General features: G+C 62.8%; 20 protein-coding genes. 6 read left to right on the plus strand and 14 right to left on the minus strand.

Annotated features, from left to right (window positions below):
- Positions 1–25 precede the first annotated feature (25 nt).
- The 3 genes from ACQ66J_RS04535 to ACQ66J_RS04545 are packed head-to-tail and all read right to left on the minus strand — an operon-like array spanning position 26 to position 1,724.
- Complete coding sequence (locus tag ACQ66J_RS04535; RefSeq protein ID WP_430430657.1) at positions 26–970, minus strand: hypothetical protein; 945 nt, start codon at positions 968–970, stop codon at positions 26–28.
- On the minus strand, positions 967–1,482 hold the full coding sequence (locus ACQ66J_RS04540; RefSeq protein ID WP_430430658.1) for a hypothetical protein: 516 nt from the start codon (positions 1,480–1,482) through the stop codon (positions 967–969). Before ACQ66J_RS04540 ends, ACQ66J_RS04535 begins: the two co-directional genes overlap by 4 nt.
- Before the next feature lie 17 nt (positions 1,483–1,499).
- Positions 1,500–1,724, minus strand: a complete 225-nt coding sequence (locus tag ACQ66J_RS04545) for a RebB family R body protein (RefSeq protein WP_022700372.1) — start codon at positions 1,722–1,724, stop codon at positions 1,500–1,502.
- 52 nt (positions 1,725–1,776) lie between these two features.
- On the opposite strand from ACQ66J_RS04545, the gene ACQ66J_RS04550 reads away from it, so the two are divergent.
- Entirely contained in the window at positions 1,777–2,403 is a 627-nt protein-coding gene (locus tag ACQ66J_RS04550) for a hypothetical protein (protein ID WP_430430659.1), read from the plus strand.
- Here ACQ66J_RS04550 and ACQ66J_RS04555 read toward each other — a convergent pair.
- The 8 genes from ACQ66J_RS04555 to ACQ66J_RS04590 form a co-directional block, all read right to left on the minus strand.
- Positions 2,400–3,368 (minus strand): endonuclease/exonuclease/phosphatase family protein, encoded by a 969-nt coding sequence (locus tag ACQ66J_RS04555; RefSeq protein WP_430430660.1) that lies wholly within the window; start codon positions 3,366–3,368, stop codon positions 2,400–2,402. The two genes, ACQ66J_RS04550 and ACQ66J_RS04555, sit on opposite strands and share 4 nt — an antisense overlap.
- 109 nt (positions 3,369–3,477) lie before the next feature.
- Positions 3,478–4,773 carry a dipeptidase gene (locus tag ACQ66J_RS04560; protein WP_430430661.1) on the minus strand — a complete coding sequence of 432 codons (1,296 nt, stop codon included), beginning with the start codon at positions 4,771–4,773 and terminating at the stop codon, positions 3,478–3,480.
- A gap of 94 nt (positions 4,774–4,867) precedes the next feature.
- Positions 4,868–6,388: a serine hydrolase domain-containing protein gene (locus tag ACQ66J_RS04565; RefSeq protein ID WP_430430662.1), complete on the minus strand. Its 1,521-nt coding sequence runs from the start codon at positions 6,386–6,388 to the stop codon at positions 4,868–4,870.
- A 93-nt stretch (positions 6,389–6,481) separates the two neighbouring features.
- Positions 6,482–7,237: a helix-turn-helix domain-containing protein gene (locus tag ACQ66J_RS04570; RefSeq protein ID WP_430430663.1), complete on the minus strand. Its 756-nt coding sequence runs from the start codon at positions 7,235–7,237 to the stop codon at positions 6,482–6,484.
- A 124-nt stretch (positions 7,238–7,361) separates the two neighbouring features.
- A complete protein-coding gene (locus tag ACQ66J_RS04575) occupies positions 7,362–7,793 on the minus strand; it encodes a DUF2383 domain-containing protein (protein ID WP_430430664.1) in 432 nt (143 codons plus the stop codon).
- A 49-nt stretch (positions 7,794–7,842) separates the two neighbouring features.
- A complete protein-coding gene (locus ACQ66J_RS04580; protein WP_375548261.1) occupies positions 7,843–8,334 on the minus strand; it encodes a DUF892 family protein in 492 nt (163 codons plus the stop codon).
- Positions 8,335–8,533: 199 nt separating this feature from the next.
- A complete protein-coding gene (locus tag ACQ66J_RS04585) occupies positions 8,534–9,823 on the minus strand; it encodes an adenylosuccinate synthase (protein WP_375548260.1) in 1,290 nt (429 codons plus the stop codon).
- Positions 9,824–9,919: 96 nt separating this feature from the next.
- Positions 9,920–11,086 (minus strand): phosphoserine transaminase, encoded by a 1,167-nt coding sequence (locus tag ACQ66J_RS04590; protein ID WP_375548259.1) that lies wholly within the window; start codon positions 11,084–11,086, stop codon positions 9,920–9,922.
- A gap of 130 nt (positions 11,087–11,216) precedes the next feature.
- Between ACQ66J_RS04590 and ACQ66J_RS04595 the strand changes: the two genes are divergently transcribed.
- Positions 11,217–12,350 carry an aminotransferase class V-fold PLP-dependent enzyme gene (locus ACQ66J_RS04595; protein WP_430430665.1) on the plus strand — a complete coding sequence of 378 codons (1,134 nt, stop codon included), beginning with the start codon at positions 11,217–11,219 and terminating at the stop codon, positions 12,348–12,350.
- Positions 12,347–13,261, plus strand: coding sequence for a DMT family transporter (locus tag ACQ66J_RS04600; RefSeq protein ID WP_430430666.1), 915 nt, complete (start codon positions 12,347–12,349; stop codon positions 13,259–13,261). Before ACQ66J_RS04595 ends, ACQ66J_RS04600 begins: the two co-directional genes overlap by 4 nt.
- Here the strand turns inward: ACQ66J_RS04600 and thiD are convergent.
- Complete coding sequence (gene thiD, locus ACQ66J_RS04605) at positions 13,237–14,109, minus strand: bifunctional hydroxymethylpyrimidine kinase/phosphomethylpyrimidine kinase (protein ID WP_430430667.1); 873 nt, start codon at positions 14,107–14,109, stop codon at positions 13,237–13,239. The two genes, ACQ66J_RS04600 and thiD, sit on opposite strands and share 25 nt — an antisense overlap.
- A gap of 386 nt (positions 14,110–14,495) precedes the next feature.
- Between thiD and ACQ66J_RS04610 the strand changes: the two genes are divergently transcribed.
- From ACQ66J_RS04610 to ACQ66J_RS04620, 3 genes are all read left to right on the plus strand, one after another.
- A complete protein-coding gene (locus ACQ66J_RS04610; RefSeq protein ID WP_430430668.1) occupies positions 14,496–16,292 on the plus strand; it encodes an ABC transporter ATP-binding protein in 1,797 nt (598 codons plus the stop codon).
- A gap of 166 nt (positions 16,293–16,458) precedes the next feature.
- A complete protein-coding gene (locus ACQ66J_RS04615; protein WP_430430669.1) occupies positions 16,459–18,438 on the plus strand; it encodes a DEAD/DEAH box helicase in 1,980 nt (659 codons plus the stop codon).
- 60 nt (positions 18,439–18,498) lie between these two features.
- A complete protein-coding gene (locus ACQ66J_RS04620) occupies positions 18,499–19,119 on the plus strand; it encodes an ankyrin repeat domain-containing protein (RefSeq protein WP_430430670.1) in 621 nt (206 codons plus the stop codon).
- On the opposite strand, the gene folP is transcribed toward ACQ66J_RS04620, so the two are convergent.
- Together folP and ACQ66J_RS04630 are read right to left on the minus strand one after the other, a co-directional pair.
- Positions 19,116–19,955 carry a dihydropteroate synthase gene (folP, locus tag ACQ66J_RS04625; RefSeq protein WP_430430671.1) on the minus strand — a complete coding sequence of 280 codons (840 nt, stop codon included), beginning with the start codon at positions 19,953–19,955 and terminating at the stop codon, positions 19,116–19,118. The two genes, ACQ66J_RS04620 and folP, sit on opposite strands and share 4 nt — an antisense overlap.
- Positions 19,949–20,881, minus strand: coding sequence for a LysR family transcriptional regulator (locus tag ACQ66J_RS04630; protein WP_430430672.1), 933 nt, complete (start codon positions 20,879–20,881; stop codon positions 19,949–19,951). Before ACQ66J_RS04630 ends, folP begins: the two co-directional genes overlap by 7 nt.
- Positions 20,882–20,927 lie beyond the last annotated feature (46 nt).

Here is a 20,927-nt window from a genome sequence, read left to right on the forward strand (position 1 = left end):
GATCACCCCTCCCCGGGCTATGGATTCAGCGCACGGTGAAATAGCGGGTGTTGGGATCTTCAGGATCCGGATGGGCGAGATAGCGACGGCCCACCACCATCGGCGCGCCCCGGCCCGGCACATCTTCAAGCCCGTCATCTCTGGGCGTCACGAGACCGGTCAGCCCGGCCACACCGCGCAAGGCGCCGCCGACGCCGGCCGCAATCGGGCCGAATGCAAAGCTGAGCCCCGTGGCGATCAATCCACCCACCTGCAAGACGCCGATCGCGACTTTCTTGGTGGTCGAGGATAGTCCGACCCCCAGAGCGGCCTGCAGCGACGTGGCGGTCATGTCAGTGAGCTCGAACCCGAAGGCGCCGCAGACCGACGCCACTTCCGCTGCAAGCTCCATATCCATGAACCGCTTGAGATTGGCCGCCTCGTCAGAGGACAGTTCATCAAAAGCGATCGTCGTGTTTTCGGTGCGGTATTTCAGATCCCCGGCGCCATTTTTCTGGATGCTGATCAGGGTCTGGGCGACGCAGGACGTCGGCACGGTGATCTGCAACAGACCGTCATGATCGCCTTGGGAAATGTCGGAAATGTCGGTCATCGGCAGATAGCTGACCTGAGCCGAGATCTCATTGGGGTTGAGCGCTTCCAGCGCCAGCACCACCAGGCCCGGCTCCCCGTCCGCCCATTCAATCAGAAAGCTGGTGCAGCCGGATTTGCTGGGAATGAAGACCCGGCGGAGTGTCGGCGTCAGCGCGCTGCCGTTCAGCATGACGCGTACCAGCGGGTTGCCGGATTCTGTCCCTGACGCCCCCAGATGCAGGCGCGGCGCGCCGACGGCGTCATAACTTTCAGTCTGAGCGTCCAGATAGACTTGCGGTTCCAGCGCTTCGATGGGCGGGATTCCAGGGGTGAAGACCGGCTTCAACCGCGCCGCATAGCTGTCTGCCGGATCGGATTTTGTGGCTTGGCGGTTCATGATCCGAAGTCTCCCTTGATGGTGCTGGCGGTTGTCGTGACTGAGCCTGAAAAGGTGATCAGAGAGGCTTGCCAGGTCGCCAGCTCTTGAAGCGCTTTCTTGCCGGTATCCTGCGTGGCTGGATCAAGCAGGAGCGCCATCGCCTGACCGGAGGCGGCGAGCACGAGCTGCTCAGACCCCTGCATGTAGCCGCGCAAATCCTCGAGCATCATCACCGCAGCCTGGTCCGCGACCGGGTTCTCAAGCGCGGAAAGGACTTCACCTGTCTGCGCGGTCAGCTGAGCCTGATTAAAGGCCACCGCTTTTTGAACATCGGTCGTGGGCGTCGGCAGGCTGGCGCTGGCCAGCGTGTCGCCCTCATCGGCGACGACGTCGTCGGCCAGGTCCTGGGCGTCTGTCACGGCGTCGTCCAGAGCCGTATCTTCTGCGGTCTGCGCCGCCGAAGAGCCCGGCTTGGGCTTGGCCTTGCTCAGACGCGCGCGCGGGGTTCTGGGGGTGGGCTGTCTCGCCATCGCCTGATCCTCCTGCTCTATGAGCCATTAATCTTGGCGATCGCCTGGGCGACGATCGAAGGATTGAGCTGGTTAAGGTTTTGCTGGTTGGAGACCGAATTGGTCAGCGCCAGGCCGTTGGCGTTCGCCAGACTTTGATACAGCGCCCCGATCGCCACTGACGGCGCCTCGGCCAACACACCGACGGCGGTTTGCGCCACCGCATCGGTGATCTTCCCGTTGACCTCATCAGAACTCGCCATGTCTCACCTCCTGAATACCCGGTGAGTAGAAACAACCCTGACGAGAGTCGCTATGGCGACAATGTCCCTTGCATTGCAGATTGACTTCGCGCTTAAATTGAAGCCGAACAAAAGAGGAACCGCGCTCAGGCGCTCGGACTTTACGTTCAGGAGAGATCAAATGACCTCGTATTGCCTTCCCCCAAAGGATGCCGACCTACTGGCGCAACCCATCGAAGCCATTGATGCTCCTTATAAATTGATCGCTCCACGCTTGGGTGCGACCCAGGATCCCTCCTTGATTAAGTTCATAGAGGTCCACTTTGACGCGCTGACGCCGCACCTGAACTGGTTCACCGTAGAGTTGTTTTTTCAATGCGGCGTGGCGCGCGGGCTGGCTTATCTGGATCGCCACGCCTCCAAGCGGATCAGCACCCAGAGAATCCTCGCCGATATTCCCGGCTCGCCTCGTTTCACGTCGGTGGTGATGAACAATGCCGGGCAGACCGGCTATGTGGAAGTTCAATCCAAATCCGGCTTTATCGAAAATATTCGCCGCTTCATCGCTGTAGAGGCGCTGAACGCGGGCGCGTCCACCGCGGAAGTGGCGCATTTGTGCGGGGTCAGCGTGCGTACGGTGCAAAGGCTCCAGCGCAGCGGCGTGCAAGCGCAGGCGCAGGCGCAAGAGCGAACGCCCTAGCCGGCATCCTCTTGAGCGCCGCGGATCACGGCGTCCAGCTGTTCACCTTCAATCCAGCTGTCCACCTCGATCCAGAGCGGCAAATGATCTGACAACTGGTGGGTGAACTCGTGCAGGCTGAGGCCCTCAAACACCTCTTCATGGGTGTCTTCATAAAACCGGATCACACCGCCCTTATCCGTGAAGCGCCCCTCACGCGTCGGGCTATGGACAATCTGGTCATAGGATTTGTCTTCGCGCAGATTTGTGCCCTGCCCGATCATCCCTCGAGGCGCTTGAAGGCTGTGCTTGGTCAAAGCCTTGAAAGCGGAAGAGCGTCGGCTGGGAATGTTGAAATCCCCCACCAGCACAAAATCCTTATCCTGTTGAGACGGTGCATTGCGTCGCCGCTCGACCCAGTCCGCAAGCTGGCCGATCTTGGCCGCCCGCGCGCGTACGCCGCCTGAATAGCGGATATGCACGGCGAGCATCACAAAGTCGAAATTGCCGGCCCGGAAGCTGACCATATAGGGCGACCGCCACCAGTCGGGCGCCTGGGCCACATAATCATCCCCCACCTTGATCCGGGGCGGGCTGGCTTCCGCGGCAAGGCCGGTGAAGACGACCATGCGCTTGTCATAGACGTACGCAATACGCTCGAGATTGCCCGCGCCGTCCGAGTCATAATCGGAATAAACCGCATGCCAGTACGGCCCGAGCACATCCAGCACGTCACGAAGATCTGACAAATCGTCCTTCACTTCGGTGAGGGCGATCACGTCATAACTATTGATGATCTCGGCAATCAGGCGCTTGGCGTCAGCCGATCTCGGCTGGGCGCCAAAATGGCGGATATTCCAGGTCCCGAGGATCAGATTTTCATCCACCTTGGTGGGCGGGATGTTCGCGCGCTCGATCATCTTGCGAATATGCTTGATGCGCAACGCGCCCTCAGGCGTAAGCGGACCGAGACTGGAATGACGCATGGATCACCTCCCTGACAAGATGCGTCAGCCTATCCTGAAACGCGCCAGTCTTCGACTTAAAGCTGTCCAAGATACAAAAACGCCGGCGTGACCCACGCCGGCGTTTCAGTCAGTGAACGGCTGGCGCCAGGAGCGCCGCCGCCTCAACCGCCCGCATCACGCGCAGCAGATTGCCGCCCCAAATCTTGGCGATATCGCTTTCAGAATAACCGCGGCGGATCAGCTCGGCGGTCACCGCCGGGGTGGTGCTGGCGTCATCCCAGCCGCCGACGCCGCCGCCGCCATCAAAGTCTGACGCAATGCCCACATGGTCGATCCCGGCCACCTGAACCGCATGATCGATATGATCAGCCAGAGTGGAGATCGTGATGTCATTCATGGACGCCCGCAATTCCCGTAAGCGCGCCTGATAAGCGTCGCGCTGGCGGTCGGTCGCCGCCGCGTACTCCTGACGGCTGGTGAAGCCGAACTCTTGCGCCAGAGCGCGTTCGGCTTCAGCAAGCTCAGGATCGACTTCGCCGATATAGCGGCGGAACGCCACCATCTGCGCCACGCCGCCATTATCGCGAATGGCGCGCAATTGTTCGTCATCCAGATTGCGCGGATGGTCATAGACGCCGCGGGCGCCGGAATGGCTGGCCATCACCGGGGCCCGGCTCAAGGCGATCGCTTCCAGCATGGTGCGTTTGCCGACATGTGAGACGTCAACCATCACGCCATGATCATTGAGTTCAGACACCAGGCCGCGGCCCAGCTCGGTCAGGCCCGGATCCTCAGACGGATCGCCCTGCGCGAGATTGGGATTGGAGCTGCCGCCAAACTGGTTGTTGCCGAAATGGGTGATGGAGACATAACGCACGCCGCGCTCCGCCCACATGGCAACATTGGACAGGTCCTCGCCCAGCGGCCAGGAGTTCTCCATGCCGATCAACGCGACCAACCGGCCAGAGGCATGGATGGCCTCCACCTCGTCAGCGGTGGTGGCGAGTGCAATCTGATCGCCATAGCCGCGGATCATCCGCATGATGGCCTGGTATTTGTTCTCAGCCTGGGCGGCGGCTTCGTCATAGCCGATCGGGCTGATCAATCCCTGACCCACATAGACGATGAAAAACGCGGCATCGAGACCGCCATCGCGCATTTTCGGCAAGTCGACCTGTGCGCGGGTGAAGCCGCCCGGATCCAGCGCTGCGGTGGCGTAGCCCTGACCAATGTCCACATGTGTGTCCAGGGTCAGCACCCGGTCATGAAGCGAGCGATCGGTTTCGCCCAGCGCATCCGCGCCGCGCAGAGCCATGTGTGAATCCGCGTTCGACGCAGGCGCAGAACCCGCCTCCTCGGAATAGGCGACGCTGACGCATCCCGTCAACGCCAGCGCCGCTGCGCCTGCAAGCCATGCCTTCATCGCCCTCTCCCCTGTTTTATAGGACGGCGAAGGCTAGTCCTTGCCGGGGTGGTGGAGCAAGGCTGAGGCGCGGCGGCGAATAAAGCATTCAGACTCAGCGTCGCTCGAACCGCGCCTTCTCATAGCTCAAGGCGACGATCTCGCCCGCTTCATCGCGTTCGAACTGTAAGGGCAGCACCTCATCAAGCGGATGTTGTTGCAGGCCGAAAACGTCCGTCTGGGCTGGCGCGCCCGTGAACCGATAATCCCCCCAAGCGGCCTGAAGCTGTCCCGCCACGACCGAAACCGTGACCGGCGCATACATCGCCTCACTGCTATAAACGCCCTCATAGACAGAGAGTTCAGACGCCTCAGGCGCCCAGCTCCAGTCTCCATAAACCGGGTTATCCCGCCCATTGGCGACACGCTCCAGACGTCCCGAGAGCGAACGCTCGATACGCTGAGGGTATTGCTCCTGACGGATCTGCATCCAGCGATCCGCATCCTCATGATCGATCACGAACTGCATGAACTGGATCATGGTCCGGCTGGTCAACCAGCCCGTCATATTGTCTGAGTTCGAGAACACGCCGATGCCGACGCCCAGATCCGGTGAAAACGCCATCATGGTGCGCGCGCCGGTATAGCCGCCGCCATGCGCGTAGAGGGTATGGCCTTCAAAATCACAGACATTCCAGCCCAATGTATAGCCGTAGCAGGGCAGCTCATAGGCGTTGCGCGCCTCACGGCTCACCTCCGCGGCGATGGTGTGGGCTTCGGTCACGATAGCTTCAGTCAGACCCGAACCGGCCGGTCCCTCACCACGCAGATTCATCTGCAACCAGGTGATCATGTCATTGGGCGAGGTGGTGATCCCGCCGGCGGACTGCATTTGGGCGTCCGTCTTGGGCCGCACCTCGAACCAGCCCGTCTCGGACCCGGTCCAGATATGGTTCCAGCTTTGCGCCTCTAGATCAAAATCCGAGGTGCGCGCGCTGGTGTGTTCCAGGCCCAGCGGATCAAAAACTCGCTCATCCAGCCAGTCCTGCCAGGTGCGTCCCGTCACAGTCTCCAGGATGGCACCATACAGATTGTAGCCTAGATTATCGTAATCAAAGCCCGGCTCGCGCGCGGTCATCACAGTCTCGATCAATGTGGGATAATCGGCCGGATCAATGCGCGTGACATAGGCCTCAAGGATCACGATCAGATCGGCGCTGACCGGAACCTGATGGCTGATTAGATCGCGCAGCGTCCAGTCAGCCGGGTTCACGCCCTCAGGGAAGCGCACATCCGGCCAGTGATCGGCCAGCGTTGTGTCGAGGCTGAGAACGCCCTCCGCATCCAGCTGAGCGGCCAGCAGCCCCATATAGGCCTTGGTCTGGGACGCGATATAGATCGGCGTATCCGCGGTCAGCGGCGCACCGGTGCTCGCCCTGCGCTCCCCCCAGACTTCGCGCAGCAACACGTCATCGGCCGTTACGGCCACCACGGCGTAGCCCGGACCCAGATCTTCAAACCCGGACAGAAAGTCCTGCATCCGCTCCGCAGCCGCTTCCGGGGTTTGCGCTTGCGCGAACACCATGGGTGATAGCAAAGCCAACGCCGCGCCAGCGACAAGGTTTGAAACGCGCATATGAATCTCCATCAAAGGCCGCACACTATACGGGCAAGCTAGCCCCGCGCAGACATCCGGTCTTGTACGCATGTAACCCGGCGCAGCATGAGATCAGGCGAACGCCGCCTTGAGCGCAGTCGCGGTCAGTCCGGTTTCAGAGCGCAAGGTGCGCGCCAGATGGGGCTGGTCTGAAAAGCCGCCGATCTGGGCGGCCTCTGCGGCGCTCACACCCTCTTCCAGCAGACTGCGGATCGCCTGGCCCAGCCGCATACGGCGACGGTCCAGACTGATCGGCGCGCCGAAAAACCGGGCATAGCTTCGCGACAAATGCACCCGGTGGACCCCGGCTTCATCCGCCATCGCCTGCACGTTGATCCTGGCAGGATCGTCCAGCATCGCTTCGCGCACACGCGCCAGCCAAGGGGGCGCTGAGCCAGGCGGGGCGTCCGCCTGCAGCCCCAGCACGCCGATCAGGTCCATCAGCACCTGATCATCATTTGAGCCGCCTTCCACCATCAGCCGCACCAGATGCGCCGCATCCGCCGCGCAAGCAGCCGGGCTCCAGCTCCAGAGCGTCTCCGGCCTGGAGCACGGCTCGGCGTTCACCGCCAGGATGAGCGCGCCATTCGGACCATAGCGGTTCTCATGTTTGTGACCGGCCGCTTTGAACCCGACAAAGGACGCCGTGGCGCGCGCGGCCTGAGAGGGCGTTTCTTCAAACAGTCCGCCGGACAAGATCATGGAGCGTTGATCACTGTCATGCGCATGCTCAGGCATGACATGGCCGGATGGATAATAACTCAGAACCGCCTCTGCACCTTCAAACCGAGCCAAGGATCGCCGTTTAGGTTGGAGAGGCTGGGTCATCGCTTGTCCTGACACGGAAATGAACTCTGGCGTACTCATACAACAAAAGCCGGCGGGTGAACCGCCGGCTTCTGAGTAGATGCGGCCAGGTCATACACTGGATGCATCGTATGTCAGCGCCTAATCAGGCCTTCGCGTCAGCATAGGCTTCACCGCTTTCCGCTGAGCTCAAAGCCTGTTTAAGCAAGCCGCGGCCGATATCGTCCACATCGTCTTTTTCAAGCTCGGTCTCGCAAGCCTGAACCAGAAAAGCCTCGCCATCATCAATGGCCTTGAGCGCGGTTTCTTCTTCGCTGCCAAAATTGGCGCTCATCCCGGTGAGCATGCGGTGCAGGCTGCCCAGCGGGCCGCCCTCATCTTTGGGCTCTTCACCTTGCAGGCGCACATGGGCCTGATATTCGAGGATCATGGCCTGACGTTCGGCGAGCTTCTTGGCGAACTTGGCTTTGTGGACATAGTCGTCCTCCACCAGGTTCAACGCCATTTCATAGCCGCGTCGGCTATCGATCAGAATCGGCAGAATGTTGTTCAAGGCAGCAGCTGTCTGGTGTCCCATTGGAACCTCCGCTTGGTTTGAATGACGATCAGGTCAGACGCCTGATCGGTCAGCCCAGCGCGGCCGCGTTCACCTGAGTTTCGGCGATACGGGTCATTTCGCGATCACCGCCATAGGTCTGGTCTAGGCATTCCTGAATGCGGACGACGTCTGACTTCAGGCCCTGGCGTTGCGCGAAGGCCCGTACGACGCCGTAGCCGGCGAGCGCGTAATGGGTCATGCGCTGATATTGGGAGATGATGGACGCGTCGCGGACATCGTCATCGCTGAAGTCTTCCTCCAGCGCGTGGGCGCGGGCTTCGGCCACCAAGCCTTCCATGCCCTTGCAATGCTCGCCATTGGGATTGGCGTCATGGGTTTCGATCAAGGCTTTGATCGTCACCATGCCCTCTTTGACGCCTTCGGCGCCGCGTTCGAGCGCAGCCTTGAGATCGGGATTGGTCGCCGCTTCGGAGAGCTCTTTCGTCACTGACAGCGATTGCTTGTCAGCGCTGTAAAGGTCTTGCAGCTGGTCGATATAGAGATCTTTCAAGGTGTCCATGGTCAAGTCTCCTTCTTTGGAGTTCTGAACACGGCCCGCGTCATCCGGGGGGCGGCGCCACAGGGCGCGTGTTCGGGCGTTCGTCCTGACTCAACGCCCCGTCCGGGCTCGCGTTCCAAATTGGGTGCAGCGCCGAGACAAAAGGGCGGCCCGTCCGGACCGCCCTTTGTCAGATCATCACAGAACCAGATCAGCCCGGTCAGGACTTGAACGGATCCTGCATCAGGATCGTGTCGTCTCGCTCGGGGCTGGTGGACAAGAGCGCCACCGGCGTCTCGATCAGCTCTTCGATACGGCGCACATATTTCACGGCCTGAGCGGGCAGGTCCGCCCAGGAGCGCGCGCCAGCAGTGGAGCCGTCCCAGCCTTCAAACGTCTCATAAACCGGCTCGACGCCCGCCTGGGCGCCCGTACCGGCGGGCAGACGGTCATACATCTCGCCGTTGAACTTGTAGCCGATGCACACTTTCAGCTCGTCAAAGCCGTCCAGCACATCAAGCTTGGTCAGCGCCACGCCATTGATGCCGTTGATCTTGCAGCTCTGGCGCACCAGCACGGCGTCAAACCATCCGCAGCGGCGCTGGCGGGAGGTGACGGTGCCGAACTCATGCCCGCGCTCACCGATCTTCTGGCCGATCTCGTCGGTCAACTCGGTGGGGAACGGGCCTTCGCCGACGCGCGTGGTGTAGGCTTTCACAATGCCCAGCACATAGCCGACCTTGCCCGGCCCCACGCCTGATCCGGCAGACGCCTGACCGGCGACCGTGTTGGAGCTGGTCACATAGGGATAGGTGCCGTGATCCACGTCCAGGAAGGCGCCCTGGGCGCCCTCAAACAGGATTTTCTTGTCGTCAGCGATGGCCCTGTCGAGGGTGCGCCAGACAGGATCCGCATAGGGCAGGATTTTCGGCGCGATCTCCAGAAGCTCGGCGACCAGCGCGTCTTCATCCGCCTCGTCAACGCCCATGCCGCGACGCAGGGCGTTATGGTGATGCAAGAGCTCGGACACGCGGCGACGCAGCTGGGTTTCATCGGCCAGGTCAATAACCCGGACTGAGCGGCGCCCCACCTTGTCTTCATAGGCCGGGCCGATGCCGCGGCGGGTGGTGCCGATCTTCATCCCGTCATCGCGGTTCTCACGCAGGGCGTCGAGCTCGCGATGCACCGGCAGGATCAAGGTGGCGGTTTCCGCGACCCGCACAAGTTTCGGGCTGAGGTCGACGCCCTGCGCGCGCACTTTCTCGATCTCGGAGATAAAGGCCCAAGGGTCGACGACCACGCCATTACCGATGAGGGAGAGCTTTTTCTGCACCACGCCGGACGGCATCAGCGACAGTTTGTAGACCACCCCGTCCACGACCAGCGTGTGACCCGCATTATGACCGCCCTGAAAGCGCACGACCACGTCGGCGCGGTTGGACAGCCAGTCGACAATCTTGCCTTTGCCTTCATCGCCCCACTGGGCGCCGACAACCACAACATTGGACATGGCGCAAATACTCCGTATCGCGGAAAAACCGGGGGTGGCTTACGCGCTTCTCAGCCCAGGGGCAAGAAGCGCGCTGGCAAAGCCTTGTGGGCAAGCCTAGTCCGCCGGGTTGGCGAGGGCTTCTTGATACGCCCAATCCAGCCAGGGGCCGAGCGCCACGAGATCATCAGCGTCCACTGTCGGGCCACACCAGATGCGCAGGCCAGCGGGCGCCTTGGGATGCGGAATGACATCGAACGCCGCTTCTTCGCGATCCAGCAGCACGCCCATACGGCGCGACACCGCCCAACGCTCCGCCTCGGACTTGCCTTCCAGCTCTTTGCCGGAGAATTTCAGCGTGACAGAGGTCGTGGAGCGCGTCGCTGGGTCCTGGGCCAGAAAATCGATCCAGTCGGTCTTTTCGACCCAGGACGCCAGAGCGTCGAAATTGGCCTGGGTCCGAGCGATCAGCGCGGACACGCCGCCCTCTTTCGCCGCCCATTTCAGCGCATCGAGATAATCCTCGGTGCATAAAAGCGAGGGCGTGTTGATGGTGGAGCCTTCATAGATCGCCGCCGTTTCCTCACCCGCTTCAAACAATTGCAGCAGACGCGGCACTGGCCAGCTCGGCCGGAACTCACGCAGGCGCTGGCGCGCGCGCGGACTGAAAATGGCGATGCCGTGCTGGGCTTCGCCGCCCATGCATTTTTGCCAGCTGAACGTGGTCACATCCAGCTTGTCCCAGGGCAGGCCCATGGCGAAGGCGGCCGAGGTGGCGTCGCAGATGGTCAGACCCTCGCGATCGTCCTTGATCCAGTCGCCATCGGTGACGCGCACACCCGCCGCCGTGGCGTTCCAGGTGAAGACGACGTCGTTCTTAAAGTCGACCTTGGAATAATCGGGCGCCTGGCCATAGGGCGCGTGATGGATCGTCAGCCCTTCGGGCTTAAGCTCGTCGCGCGCATCAATCAGCCAGCGGCCGCCAAACTCGTCGCACGCCAGCACGTCCACGCCGCGCGCGCCCAGCATGGACCACATGGCGCCTTCCATCGCGCCCGTATCAGACGCCGGGGTGATCACCACCTTGTAGTCGTCAGGGATTTCCAGGATCGCGCCGGTGCGCTCAATCGCTTCAGCCAGACGCGCCTTGGGCGTGCCGCCGCGGTGAGTACGGCCCAAAGGCGCCGCGGCGAGTGCAGAGAGTTCCCAACCCGGACGCTTCTTGGTGGGCCCGCAAGAGAAGCGAGCATCATTGGGGCGGCTGGTGGGTTTGAGAACCGTCATGACACGATGACCTCAGCTTTGTTATCGACAGGGCTCCACCGGTAGGCCGTGCTGCACATGCGGTCAATTGTACAAGGCCAGGAAAAATCCTGACTTGACCACGTTCCGTACACGCCGTAGCGCAAATGCCATGACCGATTATCGCGCCTTGTTCGATCTGCCCGCTGACACTGCTTACTTCAACGCCGCTCAGGTCGGGCCCTTGCCGATCCGCGCGGCGGAGGCGGGGCAGGCTGCGTTCCGTGACAAGCTGCGCCCCTGGCGACACACCACGAACCAGCTATTCTTCGATCTGCCTGAAAGCGTCAGGGGCGAAGCCGCACGGCTGTTCAACGCGTCGGCCGATGACATCGCCCTGGTCCCCGCCGCCTCTTACGGCCTGGCGACCGCCGCGCGCAATCTCGACCTCAAGCCAGGCGACGAGATTGTCATTCTGGACGGGCAGTTTCCCTCCAACGTCTACACCTGGCGGGCGCTGGCGCAGCAGACCGGCGCGGTGATCAAGACCGCCACACGCACCGAACATGAGACCTGGACCCAGGCGTTGCTCGCAATGCTTTCGCCGCGCACCCGGCTTGTGGCTTGCGGGGCGCTGCACTGGATTGATGGCGGCCGGATTGATCTCGAAGCGGTGTCCAAAGCCGCCAAGGCGCAGGGCGCGGCGTTGGTGCTGGACCTCACCCAGTCGCTGGGCGTGATGGCGTTCGACGTGAAAGCCGTTGATCCTGATTTCGCTGTCGCCGCCGCCTATAAATGGCTGCTCAGCCCCTATGCGACCGGGTATCTGTACGTGGCGCCGCGCCATCAAGGCGGCGTTCCGCTTGAGCAAAACTGGATCAACCGCAGTGACGCCCAGGATTTCACCCGGCTGATCGATTATCGCGACACCTATGACGCTGGCGCGCGACGGTTTGACATGGGCGAGCGCGCCAATCATCAATTGCTGCCCGCCGCGCTTGAAAGCCTCAAACTGATCAATGGACTGGGCGTCGCTGAGATCGCACGCCAATGCGCAGCGACAAGCGCCCGCATCAAGGACGGCGTCCGGCCCCTGGGGCTTCACGCGGACATCCCTGATCAGGCGGCGCATTATCTGTCCCTGAGCCTTCCTGACACCGCCCCCGCAGACATCGCAACGCGACTGCGCGAACATGATATCCATGCCTCCCAGCGCGGCCCGCGCCTGCGGATCAGCGCCCATATCTATAACACCGAACAGGATGTGGACCGTCTGGTCCAAGCGCTGAAAGCCATATTGGGATGACGCGCGAAGACCCCGGCGTAAAAGGATGGGGCGCGCTCGGCCTTCTGGCGCTGCTGTGGGGTGGTGCGTTCGCCTTCATCGCGGTCGCCGTCGACACCTTGCCGCCCTCTATCATCGTGCTGAGCCGTTTGACCCTGGCGGCCGTCGTTCTGACCGCTTGGGTGTTTTATCGCCGGCGCCGGTTTCCGCCTTTACGCGATGTGCGCTGGCTATGGTTTTTCGGCCTGGGCCTGGCGGGCAACGCCCTGCCCTTCCTCCTGATCGCCATCGGTCAGAAGACCGTGCCGTCCGGCATCGCCGGCATCTTGATGGGCATGATGCCGCTGACCGTGATCGCCGCCGCACATTTCCTGCTGCCCAACGAGCGCCTGACGGCGCGCAAGGGTTTGGGCTTTGTGATCGGATTTTCCGGCATTGTGATCTTGATGGGACCGGCGGCGCTCAAGGGCATGCTGGAAGTGGATTTCCTCGCCCAGCTCCTGATCTTCATCGCCACGCTGTGCTACGCCGCCAACGCCGTGATGTATCAGGCCGCGCCGGAGACGCCGCCCAGCGTGATCGCGGCGGGTTCGATGATCTGCGCGGCGGTGCTGTCGCTTCCGGTTGCGATCTATGACCTTGTCGCCGGGCCGCCGATCAGCCCCAGCCTGCCCTCGATCCTGGCTGTCATAGCGCTCGGCCTGCTGCCGACCGCGCTCGCCACAATCGTCTACATGACCATCGCCCGCAAAGTGGGCGCGGCCTTTATCGCACTGATCAATTATATGGTGCCGGTGGTGGCCGCGATCATCGGCGTGCTGCGCGGCGAAGAGATGACGCTGACCACCCTGATCGCCCTATGCGTGATCTTGCTGGGCGTCTATGTGGCGCGGCGCAAACCCAAACCCTATTCGCCCCGGACCGGCGCGTGAGCGAATTCTGACGCATTGACCGTCCAGCCGTGCTGGACCGGGCCATGGCCCTCGCCAAAACCGGGGGCGCGTCGGATCGCTTCATACAGATAATCGCCCGCCATCTCGACGGCGCGATCAAGGCCCTGCCCTTGCGCCATCAAGGCGGCGATCGCGCTCGCCAGCGTACAGCCGGTGCCGTGGGTATGGCGCGTATGTATGCGCGGGCGCGTGAACAGGCGCACGCCATTGCGCGTCGCCAACAGATCGATGATCTGAGAGCCTTCCAGATGGCCGCCTTTGATCAGCACCGCCTTGGCGCCCATCTCCAGCAATTCGTCAGCGGCGGCGCGCTGGTCATCCATATCCTCAATCGTCCCGCCCGCCAGAACGGCGGCTTCCGGCGCATTGGGCGTGATCAGGCTGGCGCGCGGCAACAACAAGGTGCGGATCGCTTCGGCGGTGTCTTCACTGACCAGGGAATCGCCCGAGCTCGCCACCATGACCGGGTCGACGATCAACGGCAGACCGACCGTGCCGCCCTCATCAAGCGCCTTGATCAGTGCGTCAATCGTGCTGACAGACCCCAGCATGCCAGTCTTGATCGCGTCAGCGCCAATATCAGACAACACGGCGCCCATCTGGGCGACGATCACGTCATCAGGAATGGGATGCACGCCGGACACGCCCTTGGTGTTCTGAACCGTCACCGCTGTGATCGCCGTCGAGGCGTATCCGCCCAGCGCCGTCACCGTCTTGATGTCGGCCTGAACGCCCGCGCCGCCCGAGCTGTCAGACCCGGCGATGATCAAGACGCGGCCCTTCGGGTTTTCAAACTCGCCCGCTTCGATCTCGGTTTCGTCGGTCATGGCTGTGCTCCCTCACTGTCAGGTGTGAGCTAGTCGGTGAGGCGAGCGCGTGCAAGCGCACAGATCGTGCTCAAACAGTCACACTGGATCTTATTCGCAACGCCTCCCCAACTTCACTCTGGTTTTCAATCATGGGGTGATCTAAGCAACCTCACCCGACAGATGTCTCTGTCCAGAAGGAGTTCTTGGATCCGTGTCACGATCTTGAAAGCAGCGGCGGCCTGGTGAAACCCAGGTGGTGAGCGTCGCAGCAAATGTGGACCTTGGCGCGCATCGCGTCTGGCCCGAACGCTAAATCCCTCGCCTCTTCCGCAGCTTTACAGATCGTACGTATCGCCCATCGCTGGATTCCAGCTGATGACGACTCGTACGCATGCAGGACCGAGATGACCGATTTCAACGATTTTGAAGACGAGGACACCGCCAGCACGCGGGTGCTTTCCAATTTTGACGTGCTTCGCTTTGTCGCCCGGCAATGGGCGCGTCGCCCCTGGCTGTTCGGCTTGGTTGTGGGCTTCTCTGCGCTCGCCACTTTGGCGGACGTCTTTATTCCCGTGGCCGCCGGCCAGCTCATAGATTCCATCAGCAGCGCCAACGCCGACCCGTCCGGCGATACGCACTGGATGGCGCTGATCGTATTCGTCGGCCTGGCCGTGCTGGTGAACGCCGCCCGCCAGATCATGGTGCGGTGTGAGATCCCGTTCTCCAGCGCCAACATGGCGGACATGACGTCCGAGGCCTTCGCCAAGGTCCAGCGCTTCAGCGCGGACTGGCATGCCAACGCCTTCGCTGGCGCGGTGGTGCGCAAAATCACCCGCGGCATGTGGGCGTATGACACCATCACGGCCACGCTATGGTTCTCGATGATCCCGTCGATCGGCGTGATGGTGGCGCTGGGCGTTTACATGCTGCTGCACTGGCCCATCGTGGGCCTTTATGCGCTGGCGGTGACCTTCACCTTCATCGTGCTGACGGTGATGGTCTCCACCTATTACATCCGCCCGCAGAACGTCATCTCGAACGCCAAGGATTCAGAGCTCGGCGGCGCGATCGCGGACGTGATCTCCGGCGTCGCCACGGTGAAAAGCTTTGGCGCGGAAGCACGTGAGGACAGCCGGTTTCATACCCTGGCCCGGGGTTGGCGCGCCGCAGCGAAAAAGACCTGGCTGCGCTTCACCAACGCCTGGCTGATCCAGATGACCGCCGTCATCATGCTGCAGGCGGGGCTGGCGGGCCTGTTGCTGCAGTTGTGGACGCAAGGCGAGGCGACGGCGGGCGACGTGGTGTTCGGCATCACCGCCTTCTTGATGATGGCGGGCTATATGCGCCGGTTCGGCGAAGAAGTGCAAAACGTCCAGCGCGGTCTGGACGAGATCCAGGACCTCGCCGCCTTCGCCCAGACCGACGCCCAGATCGCAGATCTGCCCGGCGCGCCCGATTTCAAACCCGGACGGGGCGAAGTGGTCTTCAAGGATGTCCGCTTCACCTATCAGGGACAGGACACGCCGCTATACGAAGATTTCTCCCTGACCATTCCGGCCGGCGAGCGCGTGGCGCTGGTCGGCCCGACCGGGTCAGGCAAGTCCAGTTTCGTCAAGCTGGTCCAGCGTTTTCACGATGTGGATGACGGCGCCATCATCATCGATGGTCAGGATGTGCGCACGGTGGCGCAATCGAGCTTGCGCAGCTCCATCGCGCTGGTGCCTCAGGACCCGGCCCTGTTTCACCGCACTATTGCGGAAAACATCGCCTATGCCTGCCCGGAGGCCACCGACGAGCAGATCGTGGACGCTGCGAAACGCGCCCGCGCCCATGACTTCATCGTCACCTTGCCCAAAGGCTATGACACGCTGGTGGGTGAGCGCGGGGTGAAGCTGTCGGGCGGCGAACGCCAGCGCATCGCCATCGCGCGCGCTGTGCTCGCCGATGCGCCGATCCTGATCTTTGATGAAGCCACCAGCGCGCTCGACAATGAAACCGAACGCGATGTGCAGGAGGCCATGGCGGATGTGACCCAAGGCAAGACCGCCATCGTCATCGCCCACCGGCTTTCAACCATTCGGGATGCGGACCGCATTCTCGTGTTTGACAAGGGCCGCGTGGTCGAACAAGGCACGCATGACGAGCTGGCCGCTCAGGGCGAAGGCGTTTATGCGCGCCTCGCAGCGCTGGCGGAGGGCTAGGCCCAATCAAGGCCATTTCGGGGCTGATGCAGGTTTTTCGTATCTTTTCGGTGCGAGGCCTGCTATCAGCCGCCGCTCAGTCGCGCCGGGGCACTCCGCGCGATCAGGTTTTCAGGGCTGGCCTCAAGCAAGGGATTGTGAGGCTCACGTCCTTTGCGAGGTACATATGAAGTTCCCCACCACCATTCCTTCAGCGCTGGTCTCAGCGCTGGAGACGAAGGGCTATGACGCCCTGACCGAAGTCCAGTCCGCGGTTCTGACCGACGAGGCTGTGGGCCGCGACCTTCTGGTCTCCGCCCAGACGGGCTCTGGCAAAACCGTCGCCTTTGGTCTGGCCATGGCCGAGACGCTGCTGGCCGGTGAAGACCGTCTGCCGCAAGCGGGCGCGCCGCTGGCTCTGATCATCGCCCCGACCCGTGAGCTGGCCTTGCAGGTTCAACGCGAGCTCGACTGGCTGTACGCCAACGCCGGCGCCCGTCTCGCCAGCGCCGTGGGCGGTCTTGACGCCCGCACCGAGCGCCGGGTTCTCGATCGCGGCGCCCATATCGTGGTGGGCACGCCGGGCCGTTTGCGCGACCATATCGAGCGCAAGGCGCTGGACCTGTCCAATATCCGCGCCATCGCGCTGGATGAAGCCGATGAAATGCTCGATTTCGGCTTCCGCGAGGACCTCGAGTTCATCCTTGGTTCTGCGCCGGAAGAGCGCCGCACCCTGTTGTTCTCGGCCACGGTCTCCAAAGAGATCGCCCGCATCGCCGAGACCTATCAGCGCGACGCCCTACGCATCTCCAAACTCAGCGCCACCGGACAGCACGCCGACATCAGCTATGTGGCGCACACCGTATCCGGTCATGACCGCGAGAACGCCGTCATCAATGTGCTGCGCTATCATTCAGCGCCCCGCGCGCTGGTGTTCTGCGCCCGCCGTGATGAAGTGAACCGTCTGGCCGCCAAGCTGCATAATCGCGGCTTTCACGCAGTGGCGCTGTCGGGCGAGCTGACCCAGGCTGAACGCACCAAGGCGCTGCAAGCGCTGCGCGACGGCCGGGCGAATGTCTGCGTCGCCACCGACGTGGCCGCCCGCGGCATCGACCTTCCGGGTCTGGACTTGGTGGTTCACGCCGAACCGCCGACCAACGCCGAAAGCCTGCTGCACCGCTCTGGCCGGACCGGCCGGGCCGGGTCCAAAGGCACCAGCGTGTTCGTGGTCGCCAGCTCCCGCAAAGGCCGCATCATTCGCTTGCTGCGCGACGCCAAGGTGGAAGCGCAATGGGTGAACGCGCCCGATGCGGACGATGTCCGTGAGAAGGACCGCGAACGGCTGGCCGAACATCCGGCGCTGGCCAATGATGTGGATGAAGACCGGATCGAAGAGATCCGCGCCCTGATCGAACAGTTTGGCGCTGAAAAACTGGCGGCCGGCTTCCTGGCCGAGCTTGAACGCCGCATGCCGGCGCCGGAAGAGCTGTCGGGCACGCCGCCCGAGCGCCAGCGTGAAGAGCGCGCCGATCGGGGTCCGCGCCGTGGCCGCGAAGACTTTGACGAAGGCCAATGGTTCGAGATTGATCTGGGCCGCAAGCAGCGCGCTGAGCCGCGTTGGCTTTTGCCGCTGATCTGCCGTGTTGGCGGCGTCGCCGGCAATGATATCGGCGCGATCAAGATTGGTGATTCCGCGACCCGCTTCCAGATCGCCGAAGACAAGATCGAAGGCTTCAAGCAGGCGATGAACCAGCCGCGTGAAACCGACAAGAATGTGCGGGTGTCACTGGCGGGCGACGAACCGTTTGAGACCGCAGCGCCGGACTTCAACAAAGGCCCGCGCGGCGGCGATCGCGACCGTAGCAAACCCAAGCGCGCGCCGCGTCCCGGCAAAAACGAACGCGCCGCCAAGCGTCATGATGACGATGATTTCTTTGGCGGCTCTGCTGAAGACACGCGCCCCAAGCGCGACTGGGCGCCGAAAGGCAAGCCGCCGTTCAAAAAGCGGGATGGCGACAAGCCCCAAGCCGCCAAACCCGGCGGCTTCAAGAAAGGCCCCGGCGCCAAGCCCGGCTTCAAAAAAGCCGAGGGCGGCAAGCCCGCGTTCAAGAAAGCTGAAGGCGGCGATCGCCCGTTAAAGCGCATCAAGCGCAAAACTGACAGCTAGCTTACCAAGCGGTCACGCTATGGACAGGACAAGCCTGCCGCGGTGCGGCAGGCTTGATCCATGTCGAGCCTGATTGAGTGCCTTGAAACCCAAGACGCAAGCGCCCTGAGCCATTTGCTCGGGCGCTTGCCGCATTTGACCAATGCGCCGGTCAATGACGGGCGCCATACGCCTCACCCTCTTCATGCCATTTGCGACCGGGTGTTTGATGCACGCCTGACTGAACAGCAAGGGCTGGCTTTCGCCAACGCCTTGATCTCGGCGGGCGCAGATCTGGACGCTGTCCATCCGGGCAATGGCGACACTCTGCTGATCAGCGCCATCAGCCTGTCCTGCCCGTCCATCGCCCATCGCCTGCTCGACAAGGGCGCCAATCCCGATCCGCGCGGCCTGTTCGGCGCCACCGCCCTGCACTGGGCCGCGATCATGGGCATGGCCGACCTCGTGAAACGCCTGATGGACCATGGCGTCTATATCTATCTGCGCGACGCCCAGTACAGCGCGACCCCGCTGGGATGGGCCGTGCAAGGCTGGCTTGAGCCGCCCCGCGGCGCCCGTGATGAGCACCTCACTTGCGCCATGTTGCTGGTCGACGCCGGCCTGCAGCCCGACGCGGACTGGCGTAACAGCGAACAGATCATGGGCGTCAAAGCGATGCGTCAGGCTTTGGGCTGGGCCTAGGCCCCGGCGTTCAAAACCGCCGCCTGCACCTTGAGCGCCTGCACCGTCTCGCGCACGTCATGGACCCGCACGATGGCGCAGCCGGCCCGGGCGGCGTGCAGCGCGACGGCGATCGAGCCGCCCAGCCGATCCATTGCGTCCACCGCCGGATCGTCAATCGCCTGGATGAAGCGTTTGCGCGAGGCGCCGAACAGAACCGGCAGCCCCAGCGAGACGAAATGCTCCAGCGAGGCCATAAGCTGGAGATTGTGTTCCAGCGTTTTGCCGAAGCCGATACCGGGATCAAGCACGATCAGATTGCGGTCAAAACCGGTGGCGAGCAAAACGCCGGCGCGCTGTCCCAAATAGCGCGCCACGTCATTGACCACGTCGTCATAGTGCGGCGCCGCCTGCATGGTGCGCGGCTCGCCCTGCATATGCATCAGGCACACCGGCACCCCCAGCTCCATGGCGGTTTCAGGCGCGGTGTCGGCGCGCAGAGCGTTGACGTCATTCCACAGGCTCGCGCCAGCATGCACGGCGGCGCGCGCCACGCTTGGCTTCATCGTATCAATCGAGATCGGCGTGTGCGGGCGTTCCGCCAGGATCGCCTCGATCACAGGCGCGACACGGTCCAGCTCTTCGCTTTCAGAGACGGGGTCAGCGCCCGGCCGGGTGCTCTCCCCACCGACATCGAGGCAATCTGCGCCCGCCTCCAGCAAAGCCAGCCCATGATCGCGAGCCGCCTGTGTGCTGGCGTGCCGTCCACCGTCTGAAAAGCTGTCAGGCGTCACATTGACGATGCCCATGACCTGCGGCCGACCATCGCTGTGCGGACGGATCGGGAAGGCTAGCATGGACGGCTCGACGCCTTGGAATACCGCGACAGTTCGCCATTCCGGAAATGCTCACGGTCTGCGCGCAGGGCTTCAGCGATATGATCAAGCACGGTGGCTTGCGCGCGCGAGCGCCGCACCGCGCCATGGGCGACCAGCCACAAATCCAGCAAGACCTCGAAATCAGGCAGGATGCGTACAAGCCCAGGGCTGACCCGCGCTAGTCTGTGCGAGGTCACCCCGAGGCCCAGACCATTGCGCAACCCCTCCAGATGGGCGCTGGGATGGGTCGCGACCATGACGTCGCGACGGGGTTTGAGCTCGTCGCCAATGGGCGTCCGCGGCCATTGAAAGGCGATCGGCGCCGCCCAGCCCACCGCCACGTGATCGGCGACGTCATCAAGTGTTTGCGGCGCGCCATGACGTTCCAGATAGCATTCCGAGGCGTACATGCCGCTGCCCACTTCCGCCGCACGGCGGGCCAGAAGACTATGCTGCGGCCCGGGCTGGCCCCAACGCAAGGCGATATCGGCGTCGCCGCCCGCCAGATTGGCCGGTTCAAAGCCGATCTTGAGTTCGACGGACAGGTCAGGGTGCGCTTGGAGCAAGGGCGTCAGCGCGCCTGGCAGCCAGTCTGCGCCGACGCCGTCGCTGGCGGCTACGGTCACCCGCCCTTCGATCCGCTCATTCCCGCTGCGCGCGGCACGCTCGATCGCGGCGGCCTCGTCTTGCATGTTGCGGGCGTGATCCAGCACGGACCGGCCTAGCGCTGTCGGCGTCAGGACATCCCCCCGACGTTCAAACAAGGCGCCGCCCAGATGGGTTTCCAACGCTCGCATCCGGCGACTGACCGTAGGCTGGCTGAGCCCCAGCACACGACCGGCGGCGGCGTGACTGCCCGCTTCGTAGACGGAGAGGGCGAGATAGTAGTCTGACCAGTTATCCATTCAACTATGAATACCGATTATGCAGTTTCAGTCAATTGTACATATG

The sequence above is a fragment of the Oceanicaulis sp. genome, assembly GCF_965284345.1.
GTDB classification, from domain to species: domain Bacteria; phylum Pseudomonadota; class Alphaproteobacteria; order Caulobacterales; family Maricaulaceae; genus Oceanicaulis; species Oceanicaulis alexandrii_A.